The 16415-nt window shown below is 70.3% G+C and carries 17 protein-coding genes; 12 read left to right on the top strand and 5 right to left on the bottom strand.

The annotated features are described in order from the left end of the window. Positions 1-311 precede the first annotated feature (311 nt). Together ABT186_RS27720 and ABT186_RS27715 are read right to left on the bottom strand one after the other, a co-directional pair. On the bottom strand, positions 312-1028 hold the full coding sequence (locus tag ABT186_RS27720) for a CBS domain-containing protein (RefSeq protein WP_351231529.1): 717 nt from the start codon (positions 1026-1028) through the stop codon (positions 312-314). Between the two features lie 27 nt (positions 1029-1055). After that, complete coding sequence (locus ABT186_RS27715) at positions 1056-1511, bottom strand: cyclic nucleotide-binding domain-containing protein (protein ID WP_351231531.1); 456 nt, start codon at positions 1509-1511, stop codon at positions 1056-1058. Between the two features lie 574 nt (positions 1512-2085). Here ABT186_RS27715 and ABT186_RS27710 point away from each other — a divergent pair. From ABT186_RS27710 to ABT186_RS27675, 8 genes are all read left to right on the top strand, one after another. Beyond that, a complete protein-coding gene (locus tag ABT186_RS27710; protein ID WP_351927345.1) occupies positions 2086-3576 on the top strand; it encodes an APC family permease in 1491 nt (496 codons plus the stop codon). A gap of 28 nt (positions 3577-3604) precedes the next feature. Continuing rightward, a complete protein-coding gene (locus ABT186_RS27705; protein ID WP_351231535.1) occupies positions 3605-4819 on the top strand; it encodes an arginine deiminase in 1215 nt (404 codons plus the stop codon). A gap of 18 nt (positions 4820-4837) precedes the next feature. Beyond that, on the top strand, positions 4838-5839 hold the full coding sequence (argF, locus tag ABT186_RS27700; protein ID WP_351231537.1) for an ornithine carbamoyltransferase: 1002 nt from the start codon (positions 4838-4840) through the stop codon (positions 5837-5839). Positions 5840-5842: 3 nt separating this feature from the next. Then, the gene (locus ABT186_RS27695; protein ID WP_351231539.1) at positions 5843-6766 is read left to right on the top strand and encodes a carbamate kinase; all 924 of its coding nucleotides are present in this window, start codon (positions 5843-5845) and stop codon (positions 6764-6766) included. Between the two features lie 242 nt (positions 6767-7008). After that, complete coding sequence (locus ABT186_RS27690; RefSeq protein WP_351231541.1) at positions 7009-7632, top strand: hypothetical protein; 624 nt, start codon at positions 7009-7011, stop codon at positions 7630-7632. Positions 7633-7656: 24 nt separating this feature from the next. Then, positions 7657-8562 carry a universal stress protein gene (locus ABT186_RS27685; RefSeq protein WP_351231542.1) on the top strand — a complete coding sequence of 302 codons (906 nt, stop codon included), beginning with the start codon at positions 7657-7659 and terminating at the stop codon, positions 8560-8562. Between the two features lie 28 nt (positions 8563-8590). Next, on the top strand, positions 8591-9613 hold the full coding sequence (gene adhP / locus ABT186_RS27680; protein ID WP_351231543.1) for an alcohol dehydrogenase AdhP: 1023 nt from the start codon (positions 8591-8593) through the stop codon (positions 9611-9613). A gap of 5 nt (positions 9614-9618) precedes the next feature. Further along, on the top strand, positions 9619-10488 hold the full coding sequence (locus ABT186_RS27675) for a universal stress protein (protein WP_351231545.1): 870 nt from the start codon (positions 9619-9621) through the stop codon (positions 10486-10488). Positions 10489-10505: 17 nt separating this feature from the next. Here ABT186_RS27675 and ppk2 read toward each other — a convergent pair whose 3' ends face one another. Next, on the bottom strand, positions 10506-11309 hold the full coding sequence (ppk2, locus tag ABT186_RS27670) for a polyphosphate kinase 2 (protein ID WP_351231547.1): 804 nt from the start codon (positions 11307-11309) through the stop codon (positions 10506-10508). 238 nt (positions 11310-11547) lie between these two features. On the opposite strand from ppk2, the gene gap reads away from it, so the two are divergent. Then, a complete protein-coding gene (gene gap, locus ABT186_RS27665) occupies positions 11548-12561 on the top strand; it encodes a type I glyceraldehyde-3-phosphate dehydrogenase (protein WP_351927343.1) in 1014 nt (337 codons plus the stop codon). Between the two features lie 35 nt (positions 12562-12596). On the opposite strand, the gene ABT186_RS27660 is transcribed toward gap, so the two are convergent. Further along, on the bottom strand, positions 12597-13022 hold the full coding sequence (locus ABT186_RS27660) for an iron chaperone (protein ID WP_351231551.1): 426 nt from the start codon (positions 13020-13022) through the stop codon (positions 12597-12599). A 230-nt stretch (positions 13023-13252) separates the two neighbouring features. Here ABT186_RS27660 and ABT186_RS27655 point away from each other — a divergent pair, with 230 nt between their 5' ends. Both ABT186_RS27655 and ABT186_RS27650 read left to right on the top strand, forming a co-directional pair. Then, the gene (locus ABT186_RS27655) at positions 13253-13984 is read left to right on the top strand and encodes a CBS domain-containing protein (RefSeq protein ID WP_351231553.1); all 732 of its coding nucleotides are present in this window, start codon (positions 13253-13255) and stop codon (positions 13982-13984) included. A 15-nt stretch (positions 13985-13999) separates the two neighbouring features. Next, the gene (locus ABT186_RS27650; RefSeq protein ID WP_351927341.1) at positions 14000-14497 is read left to right on the top strand and encodes a flavodoxin domain-containing protein; all 498 of its coding nucleotides are present in this window, start codon (positions 14000-14002) and stop codon (positions 14495-14497) included. A gap of 94 nt (positions 14498-14591) precedes the next feature. Here ABT186_RS27650 and ABT186_RS27645 read toward each other — a convergent pair whose 3' ends face one another. After that, positions 14592-15284, bottom strand: a complete 693-nt coding sequence (locus ABT186_RS27645) for a universal stress protein (protein ID WP_351231557.1) — start codon at positions 15282-15284, stop codon at positions 14592-14594. A gap of 183 nt (positions 15285-15467) precedes the next feature. On the opposite strand from ABT186_RS27645, the gene ABT186_RS27640 reads away from it, so the two are divergent. Further along, complete coding sequence (locus ABT186_RS27640) at positions 15468-16409, top strand: universal stress protein (RefSeq protein WP_351231559.1); 942 nt, start codon at positions 15468-15470, stop codon at positions 16407-16409. Positions 16410-16415 lie beyond the last annotated feature (6 nt).

Genomic DNA, 16415 nt, shown 5'->3' with positions numbered 1-16415 from the left:
ACGAGATCCTGAAATCTCTCGCCGACTACCTCACCAAAATCAGTCCGCCAAACAGGTAGCAACTTACCCGTGTGATTTGCGGCGCACGACACTAGTGGCTCTGCTCGGATCGTTGGCCGGATGGTGGACCTCTCCGGGTTTTCTGATCATGCCAGTCGCTTCGCAGCGCGGTAGTTCTGTGGATCGGTGGCGGGGGTGACGAACCTGACCACGTGCTGGCGTTGCCAGAAGCTGATCACTGTCAGGTGCCGGTGTTCATGACTGTTCTATCACCCGGCCAAGACTGCGTGGCGAGCCACTGGCTCCTGTCGTCAGACTCCCGTCGTTCGCCCGGAGGGGGCCCCGTCGCCCTTCCCGGGGGCAGCGGTTGACTCCGTCGGGCCCTCGGAGCGCGTCAGCTCGAACTCCACATCGACGACGCCCTCGACGGCCCGGACCAGGCGCGCGGCCACCGGGATCAGGGATGTGTCCCGGACGCGGCCGCTGAGCGTCACGACGCCGTTCCGCACCTCGACCCGAACGGCCGGCACCGGCGCCGGGAAGAGAGGCGACACGACCTCTCGCCGGACCTCTTCCGCGATCTCCTCGTCGTCCCGCAGGAACACCTTCAGCAGGTCCGCGCGACTGACGACGCCCTCCAGCATGCCCACTTCATCGACGACGGGAAGCCGCTTGACCCTGGCGCGCGCCATGGTCCGCGCGGCCTGGGCGAGCGTCGCGTTCGCGCGGACGGTGAGGGCGGGGGAGGTCATCAGGTCCTCCGCCGTGAGCCCGCCCGCTTTGGCCAGGTCGCCGAGACGGCGCAACTGCACGTACCGGTCGGGGTCGCCGTCGCGGAACTCCTCCTTCGGCAGCAGGTCGGCCTCGGAGACAACACCGACCACGCGGCCCTCGCCCTCAAGGACGGGCAGGGCGCTGACCTTCCACTCCTGCATCAGCTGCACGATCTCCTTGAAGGCGGCCCGGCGGCCCACGGCGGCGACCGTGTGGGTCATGACGTCGCTGACGATGTGCGGGGTGCCATGCATGGTGACTCCTTCGTCGCTTTCGCCCGCTCAGGCGACACTGCCGGCGCCGTACGGGGCGTAGAGGTCCAGTAGCCGGGTCCGGGCGGAGCGGAGGCGGTGGCCGAGTACCTCACCGACCCACTGGGCGACGGCCTGGCCGAGTGCCGGATCGTCCTGGCACATGGAGCGGACGGCCGTGGCATCGAACTCGTATGCCCGCACCGGGGTCGTCGCCTCGGCGCCCAGATGCCACACGTGCGGCGCGAACAGCCAGGACCAGCCGACGAGTTCGTTGTGGCCGAGGGTCTGGATGACGGCGGCGCGCCGGCCGGGCACGCGCATGTCGAGCTCCACAGTGCCGGTGCGGATGATCCAGAAGCGGTCCGCGCGGGCTCCCTCGTCGAAGAGGCGTGTTCCCTGAGGGAAGGACACCTCGCGGGCGATGCGCATGAGCCGTTGCCGGTGTTCGGTGGGAAGGGCGCGGAGCATGCTGGGGGTGTTCATGGCCTGCCTCCCGACGGGATGTATGAACCGGTCCCTCCAGCGTGTGGGGGCGGCCGGGACGAGGCGAGGGGCCATACGGTCCGGATGAGGGCCACCCGGCCCCGATGCACGTCGTTGATCTTCCGTCAGCCGACCACGGCCGCCGCCCGTGCGTTGGCGAGGGCGACGGCCGTGGCGCGGGGATCGTGCCTCCCCAACACGAGACCCGCGCGGATGTCCTTGCGGCTGCCGGGACGTGGGTGAGATCTGCCCCACCTCGAGAGAGCCGTAAGGACGCGGTATCGCAGGCCGGTTGACGACGCGTCCGGGGGGACGGCTGCACCTCCCGCTCTCCATTGTCGGGCCGAACTCGACTGCCGCGGAGAGGCCGACAGGACCAAGGCGGTGGGCCGAACGCCCACTCCCAGGGACCAGTCGGCCCAAAGACAGGGCGAGTTGGGCCGGCCGGCCTTCGGCACCGGGACCATCGGTGGCGCCCGCGGGCCGTGCGGCCGCTGACCGTGTCCGGTGCAGGCGCAGAAGGATCGGTCGCGGATCGACTCACCCGTGGCGACCTTCACAAGGAGTCCCAGCCATGCCAAGTACCACAAGAGGCGGAAGGGGGCCGGCGTCCACGGCGGCGCTCGGCCTTCCCGCTGCCTCCGCGCTCGTGATCGGCAGCATCATCGGCACCGGAGTCTTCGCGCTGCCCTCCGCCCTGGCCCCGTACGGGCCGATCTCCCTCATCGCGTTCGTCGTCGTGACCTTCGGCGCGCTCGCGCTGGCCCTGACCTTCGGGGCACTGTCGAAGCGGGTTCCCGCGAGCGGCGGCCCGTACGTCTACGCCCGCGAGGCCTTCGGGGAGTTCGCCGGGTTCCTCAACGCCTGGTCGTACTGGATCACCGCCTGGGCCGGCAACGCGGCGATCGTCGTAGCCTGGGTCGGCTATGTCGAGGTGTTCGTGAACACCGGGCACCAGAAGTGGATTTCGGTGCTGCTCGCGATGGTCGGGCTCTGGATTCCCGCCGCGATCAACCTCACCGGCGTCCGGAACATGGGCGCGTTCCAGGTGATCACGACCGTGCTGAAGTTCGTGCCGCTGATCTTCATGGCCACCGTCGGGCTGCTGTTCATCGACTCCCGCAACTTCGGCCCGTTCAACGCGAGCGGCCAGTCGGCGCTGGGTGCGATCTCTGCCGCGGGCGCCATCGCACTGTTCAGCTACCTGGGCCTGGAGGCCGCATCGGTGGTGGCCGGCCGGGTCCGTGAGCCGGGCCGGAACGTGCCGCGCGCCACCGTCTACGGCACGCTGCTCTGCGCCGTCATCTACATCCTGGGCACCTTCGCCGTCTTCGGCACCGTCGCACACGGCAGGCTGGGCGGCTCGACCGCGCCGTTCACCGACGCGGCGAACAGCATCTTCGGCGGCAGCTGGGCCGGTGACATCGTCGCCGTCGCCGCGATCATCTCCGGCATCGGCGCCCTCAACGGCTGGACCATGCTCTGCGCGGAGATGCCGTACGCCGCTGCCCGCGACGGACTCTTCCCCCGTGCCTTCGCCCGGCTGCGCGGCGAGAACGACGTCCCCGCCTTCGGCATCGTCGCCTCCACCGTGCTCGCCTCGCTGATCACCGTGTTCAGCTACACGCGCTTCGAGGACGTCTTCACCAAGATCGTCCTGTTGAGCGTGCTGACCGCTGTCATCCCGTACCTCTTCTCCGCCGCAGCCCAGCTGTACTGGCTGCTGGTGCGAGGCCGGGAGAGCCTCAGCCCCCGGCGGTTCGCCCGTGACGTCACCGTCACCGTGCTCGCCCTTGCCTTCTCGTACTGGTCGATCCAGGGCAGCGGCTACCAGACCGTCTACTACGGCCTGTTCGTGCTGCTGCTCGGCGTGCCGGTCTACGTCTGGCTGAAGCGCGGACAGGACATGTACGGCGAAACGGCGGCGCCCAGGACCGCGGTGATCGCGGACCGGCCGGAGCGGGCACCCGAGACGCCTCCGCCGGCCCAGCGGCTTTCCCGGGGGCTCCGTACGAACCGCATCGGCGGACCCCGGAAGCGGAACGACATCCGTCACCACGACTGACCAGCCCCGGCACGGAGGAACTTCCGCGATGAACACCTTTCACGTCGACTCCGAGGTCGGCCCGCTGCGCCAGGTGATCCTGCACCGCCCCGGCCTCGAACTCTCCCGCCTCACCCCACGCAACGTCGACGCCCTGCTCTTCGACGACATCCTGTGGGCCAAGCGCGCCCGCGAGGAGCACGACGCCTTCGCCCAGGTCTTGCGCGACCACGGCGCCCGCGTCCACTACTTCGCCGACCTGCTCGCCCGGACCCTCGACGTCTCCGAGGCCCGCGACTGGCTGCTGGACCAGGTCGTCACCACAGCCACAGTGGGACCGGCCCTCATGGACCCGGTGCGCGAACTGTGCGCCGAACTCGACGGGGAGACGCTCGCCGGATACCTGATCGGCGGTCTGCTCAAGAGCGACCTGCCGCTCGCCACCCCGCACAGCCTGGTGTGGAACGCGTTGGACGGTGACGACTTCGCGCTCGCTCCACTGCCCAACCACCTCTTCCCACGCGACAACTCCTGCTGGGTGTACGACCGTCTGTCGGTCAACCCGATGGCCAAGCAGGCCCGGCGCCGCGAGAGCCTGCACGCCGAGGCCATCTACCGGTTCCACCCGATGTTCGCCGGTGTCGCGCCCGCCCCGCTCCTCGACGGGCCCGTCGGCACCATCGAGGGCGGGGACGTGCACGTCCTCGGCAACGGCGCCGCCATGGTCGGCATGGGTGAGCGGACCACCGCCCAGGCCGTGGAGAACCTGGCCGGGCGCCTCTTCGCGGCCGGCACGGCGCGCCGGCTGATAGCGGTCCAACTGCCCGCGGCCCGCGCGTACATGCACCTGGACACCGTACTGACCATGGTCGACCGCGACGCCTTCGCCATCTACCCGGGCCTCGCCGACTCCCTGCGCTCGTGGACCCTGCGGCCGAGTGACGCCCGCGAGACCGGTTTCGACGTCACCCCGAACTCCGATCTGGCGACCGCTCTGGCCGAGGCCCTCGACCTGGACAAGGTCCGCATGCTGGCCGCACCCCAGGACATCCGCAACGCGGAGCGCGAGCAGTGGGACGACGGCAGCAACTTCCTCGCCCTGGCGCCCGGGGTGGTCGTCGGCTACGAGCGCAACGTCACCACCAACACCTATCTGCGCAAGCAGGGCATCGAGATCGTCACCGTCGCCGGGGCCGAACTCGGCCGCGGCCGAGGCGGTCCGCGCTGCATGAGTTGTCCCATCGAACGCGACCCGGCCACCTGACCCCACAAGGACACCACCATGACCGTCGACTTGCGAGGCCGCTCCTACCTGAGCGAACTCGACTTCACCGCCCGCGAGATCCACCACCTCCTCGACCTCGCCGCCGAGCTCAAGGCGGCCCGTCGCGCAGGCACCGAACAGCCCCGGCTGACCGGCAGGCACCTGGCACTGATCTTCGAGAAGACCTCCACCCGAACCCGCTGCGCCTTCGAGGTCGCGGCAGCCGACCAGGGCGCCCGCACCACGTACCTGGGTCCCGGAGACACCCACGTCGGCACCAAGGAGTCCATCGCCGACACCGCCCGCGTGCTCGGCCGCATGTTCGACGGCATCGAGTACCGGGGCTCCGCCCAGTCGCTTGTCACCGAACTCGCCCGGCACGCGGGCGTCCCTGTCTTCAACGGCCTGACCGACACCGCGCACCCCACCCAGAGCCTGTGCGACGTCCTCACGATGCACGAGCACAGTCCGAAGCCGCTGTCAGACATCGCCTACTGCTACCTGGGCGACGCCCGCAACAACATGGGCAACTCCCTGCTGTCGATGGGCGCCCTGCTCGGTATGGACGTGCGCATCGCCGCCCCCAAGGCGTTGTGGCCCGAGCCCGCGCTGGTCACCGCCTGCCGGGCGCTCGGCGAGGCCGGCGGGGCCCGGATCACCCTCACCGAGGACGTCGAGACCGCCGTGCACGGCGCCGACTTCCTGCACACGGACGTCTGGGTCTCCATGGGAGAACCGGCCGACACCTGGCGGGAACGGATCGAGCTGCTGCTCCCTTACCAGGTCAACGACAAGACGCTCGCCCTCACCGGCAACCCGGACGTGAAGTTCATGCACTGCCTCCCGTCCCTCCATGACCACCGCACCCGGCTCGGACAGGAGCTGTTCGAGGCCTACGGCCTGGACGGCCTCGAAGTCACCGACGAGGTCTTCTCCTCGCCCGTCTCGATCGTCTTCGACCAGGCGGAGAACCGGCTGCACACCATCAAGGCCGTGCTCGTCGCCACCCTGGAGGACTGAACCATGCGCATCGTCGTCGCCCTCGGCGGCAACGCCCTGCTGCACCGCGGCGAACGCCCCGACGCGGTCGTCCAGCAGGCAAACATCGACCGGGTCGGCGGCGCCCTGGCGGCCCTCGCCCACGAGCACGAGCTGGTCATCACCCACGGCAACGGACCCCAGATCGGCCTGCTCGCCATGGAGAGCGAGGCCGACCCCGCGCTCAGCGCTCCGTATCCGCTCGATCTGCTCGGTGCGCAGACCCAGGGCATGATCGGCTCCCTGCTCGCCCGCTCCCTGCACGACGCCCTGCCCGGCCACCGGATCGCCGCCCTCGTCACGCACACCCTCGTGCGGGCCGACGATCCCGCCTTCGGCCGACCCACGAAGTTCGTCGGTCAGGTGTACCCCCGGGAGTCGGCCGAGAAGCTCGCCGGCCGGCGCGGCTGGCGTATCGCCCGGGACACCACGGGCTGGCGGCGCGTGGTCGCCTCGCCCGCGCCCGAACGCATTCTGGAGACCGACACCATCCACGAACTGCTGAACAGCGGAGCCCTGGTGATCTGTGCCGGTGGGGGAGGCGTCCCGGTCACCGTCGACCGCGACACCGGCGCGCTGACCGGCGTGGAGGCCGTCGTCGACAAGGACCTCACCGCGGCTCTGCTCGCCGAGGACCTCAAGGCGGACTTCCTGCTCATCCTCACCGACGTCCCCTACGTCTACGAGGGCTACGGAACCTCCGACCAGCACCCCCTGCTCGACGCCACTCCCCGGGCACTGCGGCACGGCGGTTTCCCGGCCGGCTCCATGGGCCCCAAGACCGAGGCGGCCGCCCGCTTCGTCGAACGCAGCGGAGGACTGGCCGCGATCGGTGCCCTGGACGCGGCCTACGAGATCGTCCACGGCAGGTCGGGCACGCTGATCCGGCCGGACCTCACGGTCGGCTGAGGGCAGTTGAGGCAGGACGGCGGGCACCACCGCTGGCGACGTGCAGCGCCCCCGCGTCCCCACCCGTGAGGGGGCCCGCCACCGTGGCCGTCATTACGCCGTCCCGCCCAAGGGGCCCCGCGGACAGGGACGTTCAGCCCAACGGAGGGAGACCTTCGGCATCGGGCGCGACCCCCTGCACCCGACGAGAGTGAGAGACGTCAGGACAACGACGACCCAGACAACCCGAAGGGATCAACACCATGGCCGTGCACGAGCACCCTCACCGGAGCCCGGGCTTCCATCTGCCGTCCTTCCGTCGGCACCGGACCGCCTCCGCATCCGCCGTGTCGGCACGCCTCGACACGCACACCGCGCAGGCCTACGCCCTCGCGTCCCTGCGCATCCTGACCGGGTTCGTCTTCCTGTGGGCGTTCCTGGACAAGACCTTCGGCTTCGGTTACGCGACCGCGTCCGGCAAGGGCTGGATCGACGGTGGTTCGCCGACGAAGGGTTTCCTCAGCTCCGTTGCCGCAGGGCCGATGGAGTCGACATTCCACTCGTGGGCCGGTGACGGATGGGCGGACTGGCTGTTCATGCTCGGTCTGCTCGGCATCGGTGTGGCCGCCATGACCGGTGTCGCGCTGCGTCCGGCCGCGGTGGCGGGTACGGCGATGATGGCGCTGATGTGGGTCGCCGAGTGGCCTCCGGCCAAGCACCTGTCGAACGGGTCGCCGAGCATGTCGACGAATCCGTTCGCCGACTACCACGTGATCTACGCGGTGGCGCTGATCGCCGTGGCGGCCGCGGGTGCGGGCGCCACCTGGGGCCTGGGCCGGCAGTGGGCGCGGCTGCCCATCGTTCGCGACCACAGCTGGCTGCGCTGACCCCACGAAGGAGAGGCGAAGATCATGTCCCGCACCATCACCGTGGGTCTCGACGGCTCGCCCGAGAGCCGCGCCGCGGCGGAGTGGGCGGCCCACGAGGCGCAACTGCGTGGACTGCCGGTGAAACTCGTTCAGGTCTGGGAGCCGGTACCGGAACCCATGGCCCAGGCCCCGCTCCTGGGCACCGAGACCCACCAGCACTGGACCGAGAAGATCCCCCGCGAGTCCGTCGAGAGCCTGCGACTGCGCCACCCCGGCGTCGAGGTGACCACCGAACAGCTCACCGGACGGCCCGCCGAGGCACTCGTCGGCGCGGCGAAGGACGCCGAACTGCTCGTCCTCGGCTCGCGCGGCCTGGGCGGGATCGGCGGCTTCCTGGTCGGGTCGGTCGGCCTCGCGGTCGTGGCGCACACCGAACGGCCCGTCGTCCTGGTCCGCGCCGAGGGGCAGGCCGCGGACGAGCACGGGCCGGACCCGGCAGGCATCCCCTCGGCGGCCACACCGTTCGGCCCCGTCCTGCTCGGACTGGACGCCGACGGCCCGCACGGGGCGCCGATCGAGTTCGCCTTCGACGCCGCCGCGCGCCGGTCGGTGCCGCTGCGCGTCCTGCACGGCAGGAACCTGCCGTCCTACTACGCCTACGGCATGGCCCCCGACCCCGAAGTCACCACAATGCTGGCGCGGAGCGATGCCGACGCCCTGGCCGAGGTACTGAGCCCCTGGCGTCAGAAGTACCCCGACGTCGAGGTCGTCGTGGAGTCCCGGTTCGGCAGCCCGTCGCTCCTTGTGATCGACGCTTCCCACGAGGCGTCCCTGGTCGTCGTCGGACGGCGGATCCGCCGCTCCTCCATCGGCGCCCACATCGGCACCGTCACCCATGCCGTCCTGCACCACGCCACCGTCCCCGTCGCCGTCGTCGCGCACGACTGACGCGCCACTCCAGAGGAGAGAAGAGAACATGAAGGCAGCGGTCGTACGAGCCTTCGGTGAGCCCCTCGTCATCGAGGAGCGCCCCGACCCCGAGCCCGGCCCCGGGCAGGTCCGCATCCGTGTCGAGGCCTCAGGCCTGTGTCACACCGACATCCACGCGGCGCACGGCGACTGGCCGGTCAAGCCGAACCCGCCGTTCGTGCCGGGGCACGAGGGCGTGGGCCTGGTCGAGAAGCTCGGCGAGGGCGTCACCCACCTGACCGTCGGACAGCGGGTCGCCGTGCCATGGCTGGGCAAGGCGTGCGGGCGGTGCGAGCACTGTCTGTCCGGCTGGGAGACATTGTGCGAGCAGCAGATCAACACCGGGTACGGCTGCGACGGCGGCTACGCCGAGAAGATGCTCGCCTGGGCCGACTTCGCGCAGCCGGTGCCCGAGGGCGTCACGGCCCTGGAGGCGGCCCCGCTGACCTGCGCGGGCGTGACGACGTACAAGGCACTCAAGGTCGCCGACGTCCGGCCCACGCAACTGGTGGCGATCTCCGGGATCGGCGGCCTGGGACACCTGGCCGTGCAGTATGCCAAGATCGCCGGTGCCACCGTCGCCGCGATCGACGTCACCGACGACAAGCTCCAACTCGCCGCCGAACTCGGCGCCGACCTCGTGATCGACGCCCGCAAGCAGGACGTCGGCAAGGAGCTGAAGAAGCACGGCGGCGCCCACGCGGCCATCGCCCTCGCAGTGAACGAGGCCGCCTTCGCGGCGGTCAACTCCGGCCTGCGGCGCGGCGGCAAGCTCGTCATGGTGGCCCTGCCCGCGCACGGCACCGTCCAGGTCCCGATCTTCGACACCGTCCTGAACGGCACCTCGGTGATCGGCTCCATCGTCGGCACACGACAGGACCTCGCCGAGGTCTTCCAGCTCCACGCGGCCGGCCGCACGAAGGTCATCCACGAGACCCGCCCGCTCGCCTCGGTGAACGAATCCATCGACGCGGTGCTGCGCGGCGAGATCAGGGCCCGGATCGTCTTCGACATGGCCGCGGGAAGGTGAGGACGATGGAACTCCCCCTGGTCGTCGGCGTGGACGGTTCGGAGCCGAGCCTGCGCGCCGTCGACTGGGCGGCCGACGAGGCCGCCTTGCGCGGGGTGCCGCTGCGGCTGGTGTACGCCTCGCTGTGGGAACGGTACGAAGGAACTTCGCTCGCGCAGGATATCGGCAAGCCCTCCGAACAGGTGATCGCCGAGGACATCGTCGAGACAGCCGCGCGCCGTGTGCACAATCGCCAGGCCGATGCGAAGGTCACCACGGACGTGCTGCCCGAGGAACCCGAGTACGCGCTCGTACGGGAGAGCCGCACCGCCTCCGCGCTGGTCCTGGGCTCGCGTGGCCGCAGCAGCATGGCCGAGGCACTTCTCGGCTCCGTCAGTGTGACGGTGGCCGGTCATGCTCACTGCCCGGTGATCGTGCTGCGCGGCGGTCACGACAACCACGTCCGCTCCGGGGCGCGCCGCATCGTCCTGGGGGTCGGCGAGAAGCCGGCGGACTCGGCGGCGGTGCGCTTCGCCGTCGAGGAGGCGCGACGCCGAGGCGTACCGCTGGAGGCCGTACGAGCCTGGCGCTGCCCCGCCCATGAGACGACCGACCACCCTCTGTTGGCCGGCGAACCGTCCCGGCTGCACGAGGAACGGGCCCTGGAGGTGCTGGACACCGCCTTGCGGGACATCCCGGCCGACGTCGAAGTGCACCGGCGCACCGTCGAGGGCCACGCCCGCCGGGTACTGCTCGACGCCTCGGCCGACGCCGACCTGCTGGTCGTCGGAGCCCGGCGCCGAGAGGGCCACTTCGGTCTCCAGCTCGGCCGCGTCGCCCACGCGGTGCTGCATCACTCCGCCTGCCCCGTCGCCGTCGTACCCCAGCGGGGATGAGCGAGGTGACCGGCAGCTCAGAGGCTCGCCGAGTGGTCGGGGACGTAGGTCTGCAGATCGCGCGGCGGGCGCTCGTAGCCGGTCGACGGCGGCCGATGCGGCAGTTCGAGAACCGACGGCGGCATCTCGTGGTACGGCACGGAGCCCAGCAGATGGGCGATCATGTTGATCCGCGCCCGGCGTTTGTCGTCACTCTCGACGATGTACCAAGGCGCCTCGGAGATGTCGGTGTGGACCAGCATCTCGTCCTTGGCCCGGGAGTACGCCTCCCAGCGGGTGATGGACTCCAGGTCCATCGGCGACAGCTTCCACCGCCGCAGTGGATCCTCAAGCCGGCGCCGGAACCGCTCCTGCTGCTCGGCGTCACTGACGGAGAACCAGTACTTGCGCAGCAGGATCCGGTCCTCCACCAGCATCCGCTCGAAGATCGGGCACTGGCGCAGGAACAGCTGGTACTCCTCCGGCGTACAGAAGCCCATCACGTGCTCGACGCCGGCCCTGTTGTACCAGGACCGGTCGAAGAGCACGATCTCACCGGCAGCGGGGAGATGCTCCACGTACCGCTGGAAGTACCACTGTGTGCGCTCGCGCTCGGTCGGCTTCGGGAGCGCCGCGATCCGCGCCACCCGCGGATTGAGATACTCCGAGACCCGTTTGATGGTGCCGCCCTTGCCCGCCGCGTCCCGGCCCTCGAAGATCACGACCAGCCGGGCGCCGTCCGCTCGCACCCACTCCTGGAGCTTCACCAACTCGGTCTGCAGACGCAGTAGTTCCTTCTCGTACGCCTCGCGCGGCAGCTTCGCCGCCTTCTTACCGGCCATGCCGCCTCCACCACCCGACGACTCACTGAGTCACTCACGCCCAAGGCCGAACACCAGGACACCACCGTACGTTCCGACGAAGACCGTACGCCATCGCCACAGGCCGCCGAATGGACGACGCCGGCATCCGCCATCAGGCCCGGAGCGAGCACGGAACGAGCGAGTCCGGCTCCCGGCGACCGTAACCGGACCGCTGGAAACCCCCGACCGCGAACTGACCGCAAAGGAGTTCAGCACCATGACCGTACGTGTCGGCATCAACGGCTTCGGCCGCATCGGCCGCACCTGTCTGCGCGCGGCCCTCGACCGCGCGGAGGCGGGCACCCAGGACGTCCACGTCGTCGCGATCAACGACATCGCCCCGCCCTCCACCCTCGCCCACCTTCTGGAGTACGACTCGACGTTCGGGCACATCGGACGCGAGGTCACGCACGACGACAGCTCCATCACCGTCGACGGCCGGCGCATCGCCGTCACCGCCGAGCGCGACCCGGCCGCCCTGCGCTGGTCCGACCACGGAGCCGGCATCGTCATCGAGTCCACCGGGCGCTTCCGTGACCGCGACTCCGCCGCACTGCACCTGAAGGCAGGCGCTCACACCGTGCTCCTGTCGGCGCCCGGCAAGGGCGTGGACGCCACCATTGTCATGGGCGTCAACGACGGCACCTACGACCGGCATCGCGACCGGATCATCTCGGCCGCCTCCTGCACCACCAACTGCCTCGCGCCGATGGTCAAGGTGCTCGACGAAACCTTCGGCGTCGACCGCGGCCTGCTGACCACCGTCCACGGCTACACCAACGACCAGTCCCTGCTCGACGGCCCGCACAAGGACCTGCGCCGGGCGCGCTCGGCGGCACTGAGCATCATCCCGACCAGTACCGGTGCCGCCCGGGCGGTGGGCCTGGTGGTGCCCGAGCTGGCCGGCGCCCTCGACGGGATCGCCGTCCGGGTACCCGTGGAGGACGGCTCGCTCACCGATCTCACGGTGGTGCTGAAGCGCGAGGTCACGGCCGACGAGATCAACGCGGCCTTCGCCGAGGCCGCCGACGGCCCGCTGAACGGCATCCTGCGGGTCTCGACGGCGCCCATCGTCTCCCGCGACGTCATCGGTGACCCCGCGTCCTGCGTCTTCGACCCCGCCCTGACCCAGGCCAACGGCACCTTGGCCAAGGTCTTCGGCTGGTACGACAACGAATGGGGTTACACCAACCGGCTGCTGGACCTCACAGCGCTGGTTGCCGACGACTGATGTGAAGAACAGGCCTCAAGCACGTGCAGGGGGTGTCAGCCCACCGACCGCTTCACCAACTCGGAGATCCGCGCCTCGTCGCCTGCCGTCAGCTCCCCGGTCAGCGCGTACGAGGTCGGCCACATCGCGCCCTCGTCCAGGTTCGCCAGGTCACTGAAACCGAGTGTGGAGTAGCGGGTCTTGAACTTCGCGGCGCACTGGAAGAAGCAGACGACCTTGCCGTCCTTCGCGTACGCGGGCATCCCGTACCAGAGCTTCGACGCGAGCCCCGGCGCGGCCGCTGTGACGACGGCGTGTATCCGCTCGGCCAGGGCGCGGTCGCCCGCCTCCATCTCGGCGATCTTCGCCAGCACTTCACTCTCGCCGTCCGCCTTGGTGGAGCGGCGGCGAGCCGTCTTCGCCTCCTGAGCGCGCTCCTTCATCGCGGCGCGCTCCTCAACCGTGAATCCCGTGTCGCTCATCGCAGCCTCCATCCGCGCAGCGCCCCTCTGTGGGACAGATCTTGATGTTAAAGGGCCGCTGACGCACGTGACTTCTCCAAAACTGACGGTGTTGCGGGAAAGTCAGGGTCCACCGGCCCTGGGCTCGTCCCCGGACAGCCCATGGGCGCCCCCTCCGATCCGCTGGATGCTCGAAGCATCGAGAGGCTTCCTGCACCTGTCGTGCCGACTCCGCTGAGGAGGAACCAGAGATGAAGCACAACAAGGTCGGTTCCGTGATGACCACCGACGTCGTCCGCGCCGGGTACGGCACCCCGTTCAAGGAAGTGGCACGGTTGCTCGCCGACCACAGGATCAGCGGGCTGCCGGTCGTGGACGAGGACGACCGGGTCATCGGCGTCGTCTCCGAGACCGACTTGATGGCCCGGCAGGCGGAGACGCCCGAGCCGTACGAGCCGAAGCGCCGCTTCCGGATCACGGCGTTGACGCGGAGCGGCAGGCGCCAGGCCGTGAAGGCCCATGCCCGTACCGCCGGCCAGCTGATGACCGAGCCGCCCGTCACCACGCACGCCGAGGACAGCATCGTCGAGGCGGCACGGACCATGGCCCAGCGGCATGTGGAGCGGCTGCCCGTGCTCGACGAGGAGGACCGGCTCGTCGGTATCGTCACCCGCCGCGACCTGCTCCAGGTCTTCCTGCGGCCCGACACGGAGATACGCGACGAGGTGGTCGAGGAGGTTCTCGTGCGGGCGCTGTGGCAGGCACCGCGGTCCGTCGACGTCTCCGTGACCGAAGGTGTCGTCACGCTCGCCGGCCACATGGAGCGCAAGAGCGAGACAGAGATCGCCGTCTCCATGACCAAGCAGATCGATGGTGTGGTCGCGGTGGTCGACAAGCTCACCTACCGCCTGGACGACAGCCACGTCCAGCCCGACGAGCAGGCTCTGCACGGCGTGGCGGACGACTGGCTGCGCCGGCTGTGAGAGGAGGGGACCGCCATGGCCGGCAAGGTCCTGGTCGTCTACGGGACGACGAACGGATCGACCGGGCGGATCGCCGAGGCGGTCGCCGGGGTCCTGTGCAAGGAGGGGCTGGCGGCCGAGGCGCGGCCCGCCCAGTCGGTGGCGAGCGTCGACGCGTACGACGCTGTGGTGGTCGGAGGCGCACTGTACGCAGGGCGCTGGCACAGGCACGCGCGCCGCTTCGTCCGCCGCCACCGCCGAGCCCTCGCCGAGCGCCCGGTGTGGTTCTTCAGCAGCGGGCCGCTGGACGCCTCGGCCTCGGAACGGGACATCCCGCCCGTGCCCGGCGTGAGGCGCGCCGCGGACCGGCTCGATGTCAGGGAGCACACCACCTTCGGCGGCTGCCTTGAGGAGGGCGCGAAGGGGAGGCTCGCACGGATGATCCTCCGCAACGGCAAGGGCGGTGACTTCCGCGACTTCCCCGCGATCGAGGCGTGGGCGGCACGGATCGCGGGCGAACTGACAGCCGCTTAGCCGCAGACGACGGCTCTCTACAGCGCTGAGCCTGCTCTCTACGGCGCCGACTGTTCTCTACCGCGCCGACTGTTCTCTACGGCATCGACGCTCTCTACGGCACGACGGCGACCGGACACCGGGTCTCGCGCAGCAGAGCCTGCGCGAGACCCGGCTCCCCGCCGGAACCGCGTCCCACAACCACCAGTGCGGCACCGTCGGCGTGGTGGACCAGGGCCTCGACGGTGCTGAGCAGCACGACGTCCTCCAGTACCGGCACCCGCGGGTACTTCACCCGCCACGGCCGCAGCGCGTCGGCCAGCAGCTGCACCTCGTGGTCCTCCCAGGTGGCGCGGTCCTCCTCGGGGATACCGAAGGGCAACTCGGCGGCACTGGAGGGCAGCTCCCAGGCGTGCACGGCGTGCAGCCGCACATTCCGTACCCGTGCGGCGTCGAATGCGAAGCCGACGGGTGCGTCGGCGGGGTGACGGGCGTCGATCCCGAGCGTGACCTGTGAGGAGCGGCGCGCCGGAACCCCGACCGGGACGAGATCGTCAGGTACGAGCACCAGTGGGCAGACGGAGGCCTCGGCAAGGGCGACCGCGGTCGAGCCCGGTGCCGGGCCGGCGATGCCCTCCGCTGCCGTAGGCACGCCGAGCACGACCATCGCCGCCGCACCCGGGTCGTCCTGTGGCGCTCCGTGCACCACCCTGAGCGGCAGGTCCCGCAGCGACGCCTCGTGCGCTGCCCAGTCCACGGCGACACGACCACGGCCCGCGTCGGCGCAGGCAATGATGACTCGGTTCACGACGATCCGCCTCCTGGCACACGGGCAACCGCCCTCCGGCTCCCCACCGTGCCGCCCTCCTCGGGACGGGCGCATGGGCCGAACGGACCCGCGGGAGACCTTGCGGCCCATACCCACCGGGTGCCCGCAGCAAGACGCTGGCAGTAAGGAGCACAGCACTCCGAAGCGCAGGAGGTGCGCACCATGCTTTCGTCCGTCATCGCCGGAGTCGACGGATCACCCGAGAGTCTCGCCGCCGCCGAGTGGGCCGCCCGCGAGGCCGTGCGTCGTGACCGACCGCTACGACTGGTACACGCTTGGAACTGGCATCCTCGTCAGACGGAAGGCGGGCCCGTCAACAGGCTCTCGGCTTCGCCCGAGCAGGGCGGTAGCGCGTCTGCCGCGCAGCAGCATCTGGCACGCCGTGTCCTGCGCCAGGCGGAGGAGCGCATCCGCGACGCCGTACCTGGCGTGCGCCTCACCGACGAGCAGGTCGAAGGACCGGCGACCGCGGCTTTGCTGAAGGCCGCCGAGCAGGCCGAACTGCTGGTGCTGGGCTCGCGCGGTCTGAGCGGCTTCACCGGACTTCTGGTCGGCTCGGTCGCCCAGGGGGTGGTCGCGAAGGCCCCGCGTCCCGTCGTCCTCGTACGGACGGGGGAGGAGGCCGAGGACGAGCACTTCCCGGCGGACGACGGCAGCCCGTCCGCCCTGACCGGCTACCGCGACGTGGTGTTCGGCATCGACCTCGACGATGCCTGCGACGAGGTGATCGAGTTCGCCTTCGAGGCGGCCCGGCTGCGGCATGCCCGGCTGCGTGTCGTGTACGCCTGGCAGCCGCCTTCCGCGATCAGTCTCGGCCCCGGCGACATCGGTCTGGTCAACGAACCCGCGCGGGCCGAGGAGTGGCAGGAGTTCTTGTCCGCCGTGTTGAAGGTGTGGCGCGACAAGTACCCCGAGACCGAGGTCCTGGAGACCGTTGTGGAGGGCAAGGCCTCCACCGCGTTGGTCCGCGCGGCCTCCTCGGCGAGCCTCCTCGTTGTCGGACGCCGCTTGTCCGAGCGGCCGACGGTTCCGCGCATCGGCCCAGTCACCCATGCCGCAGTTCATCACGTCGGCTGCCCGCTCGCCGTCGTTCCCCACGAGTGAGAGGCG

The sequence above is a fragment of the Streptomyces sp. NPDC001634 genome (assembly GCF_040298185.1).
Lineage (GTDB): Bacteria > Actinomycetota > Actinomycetes > Streptomycetales > Streptomycetaceae > Streptomyces.
Note: the sequence above shows the minus strand (reverse complement) of the source record. Positions and strands in the feature narration are given on the sequence as shown.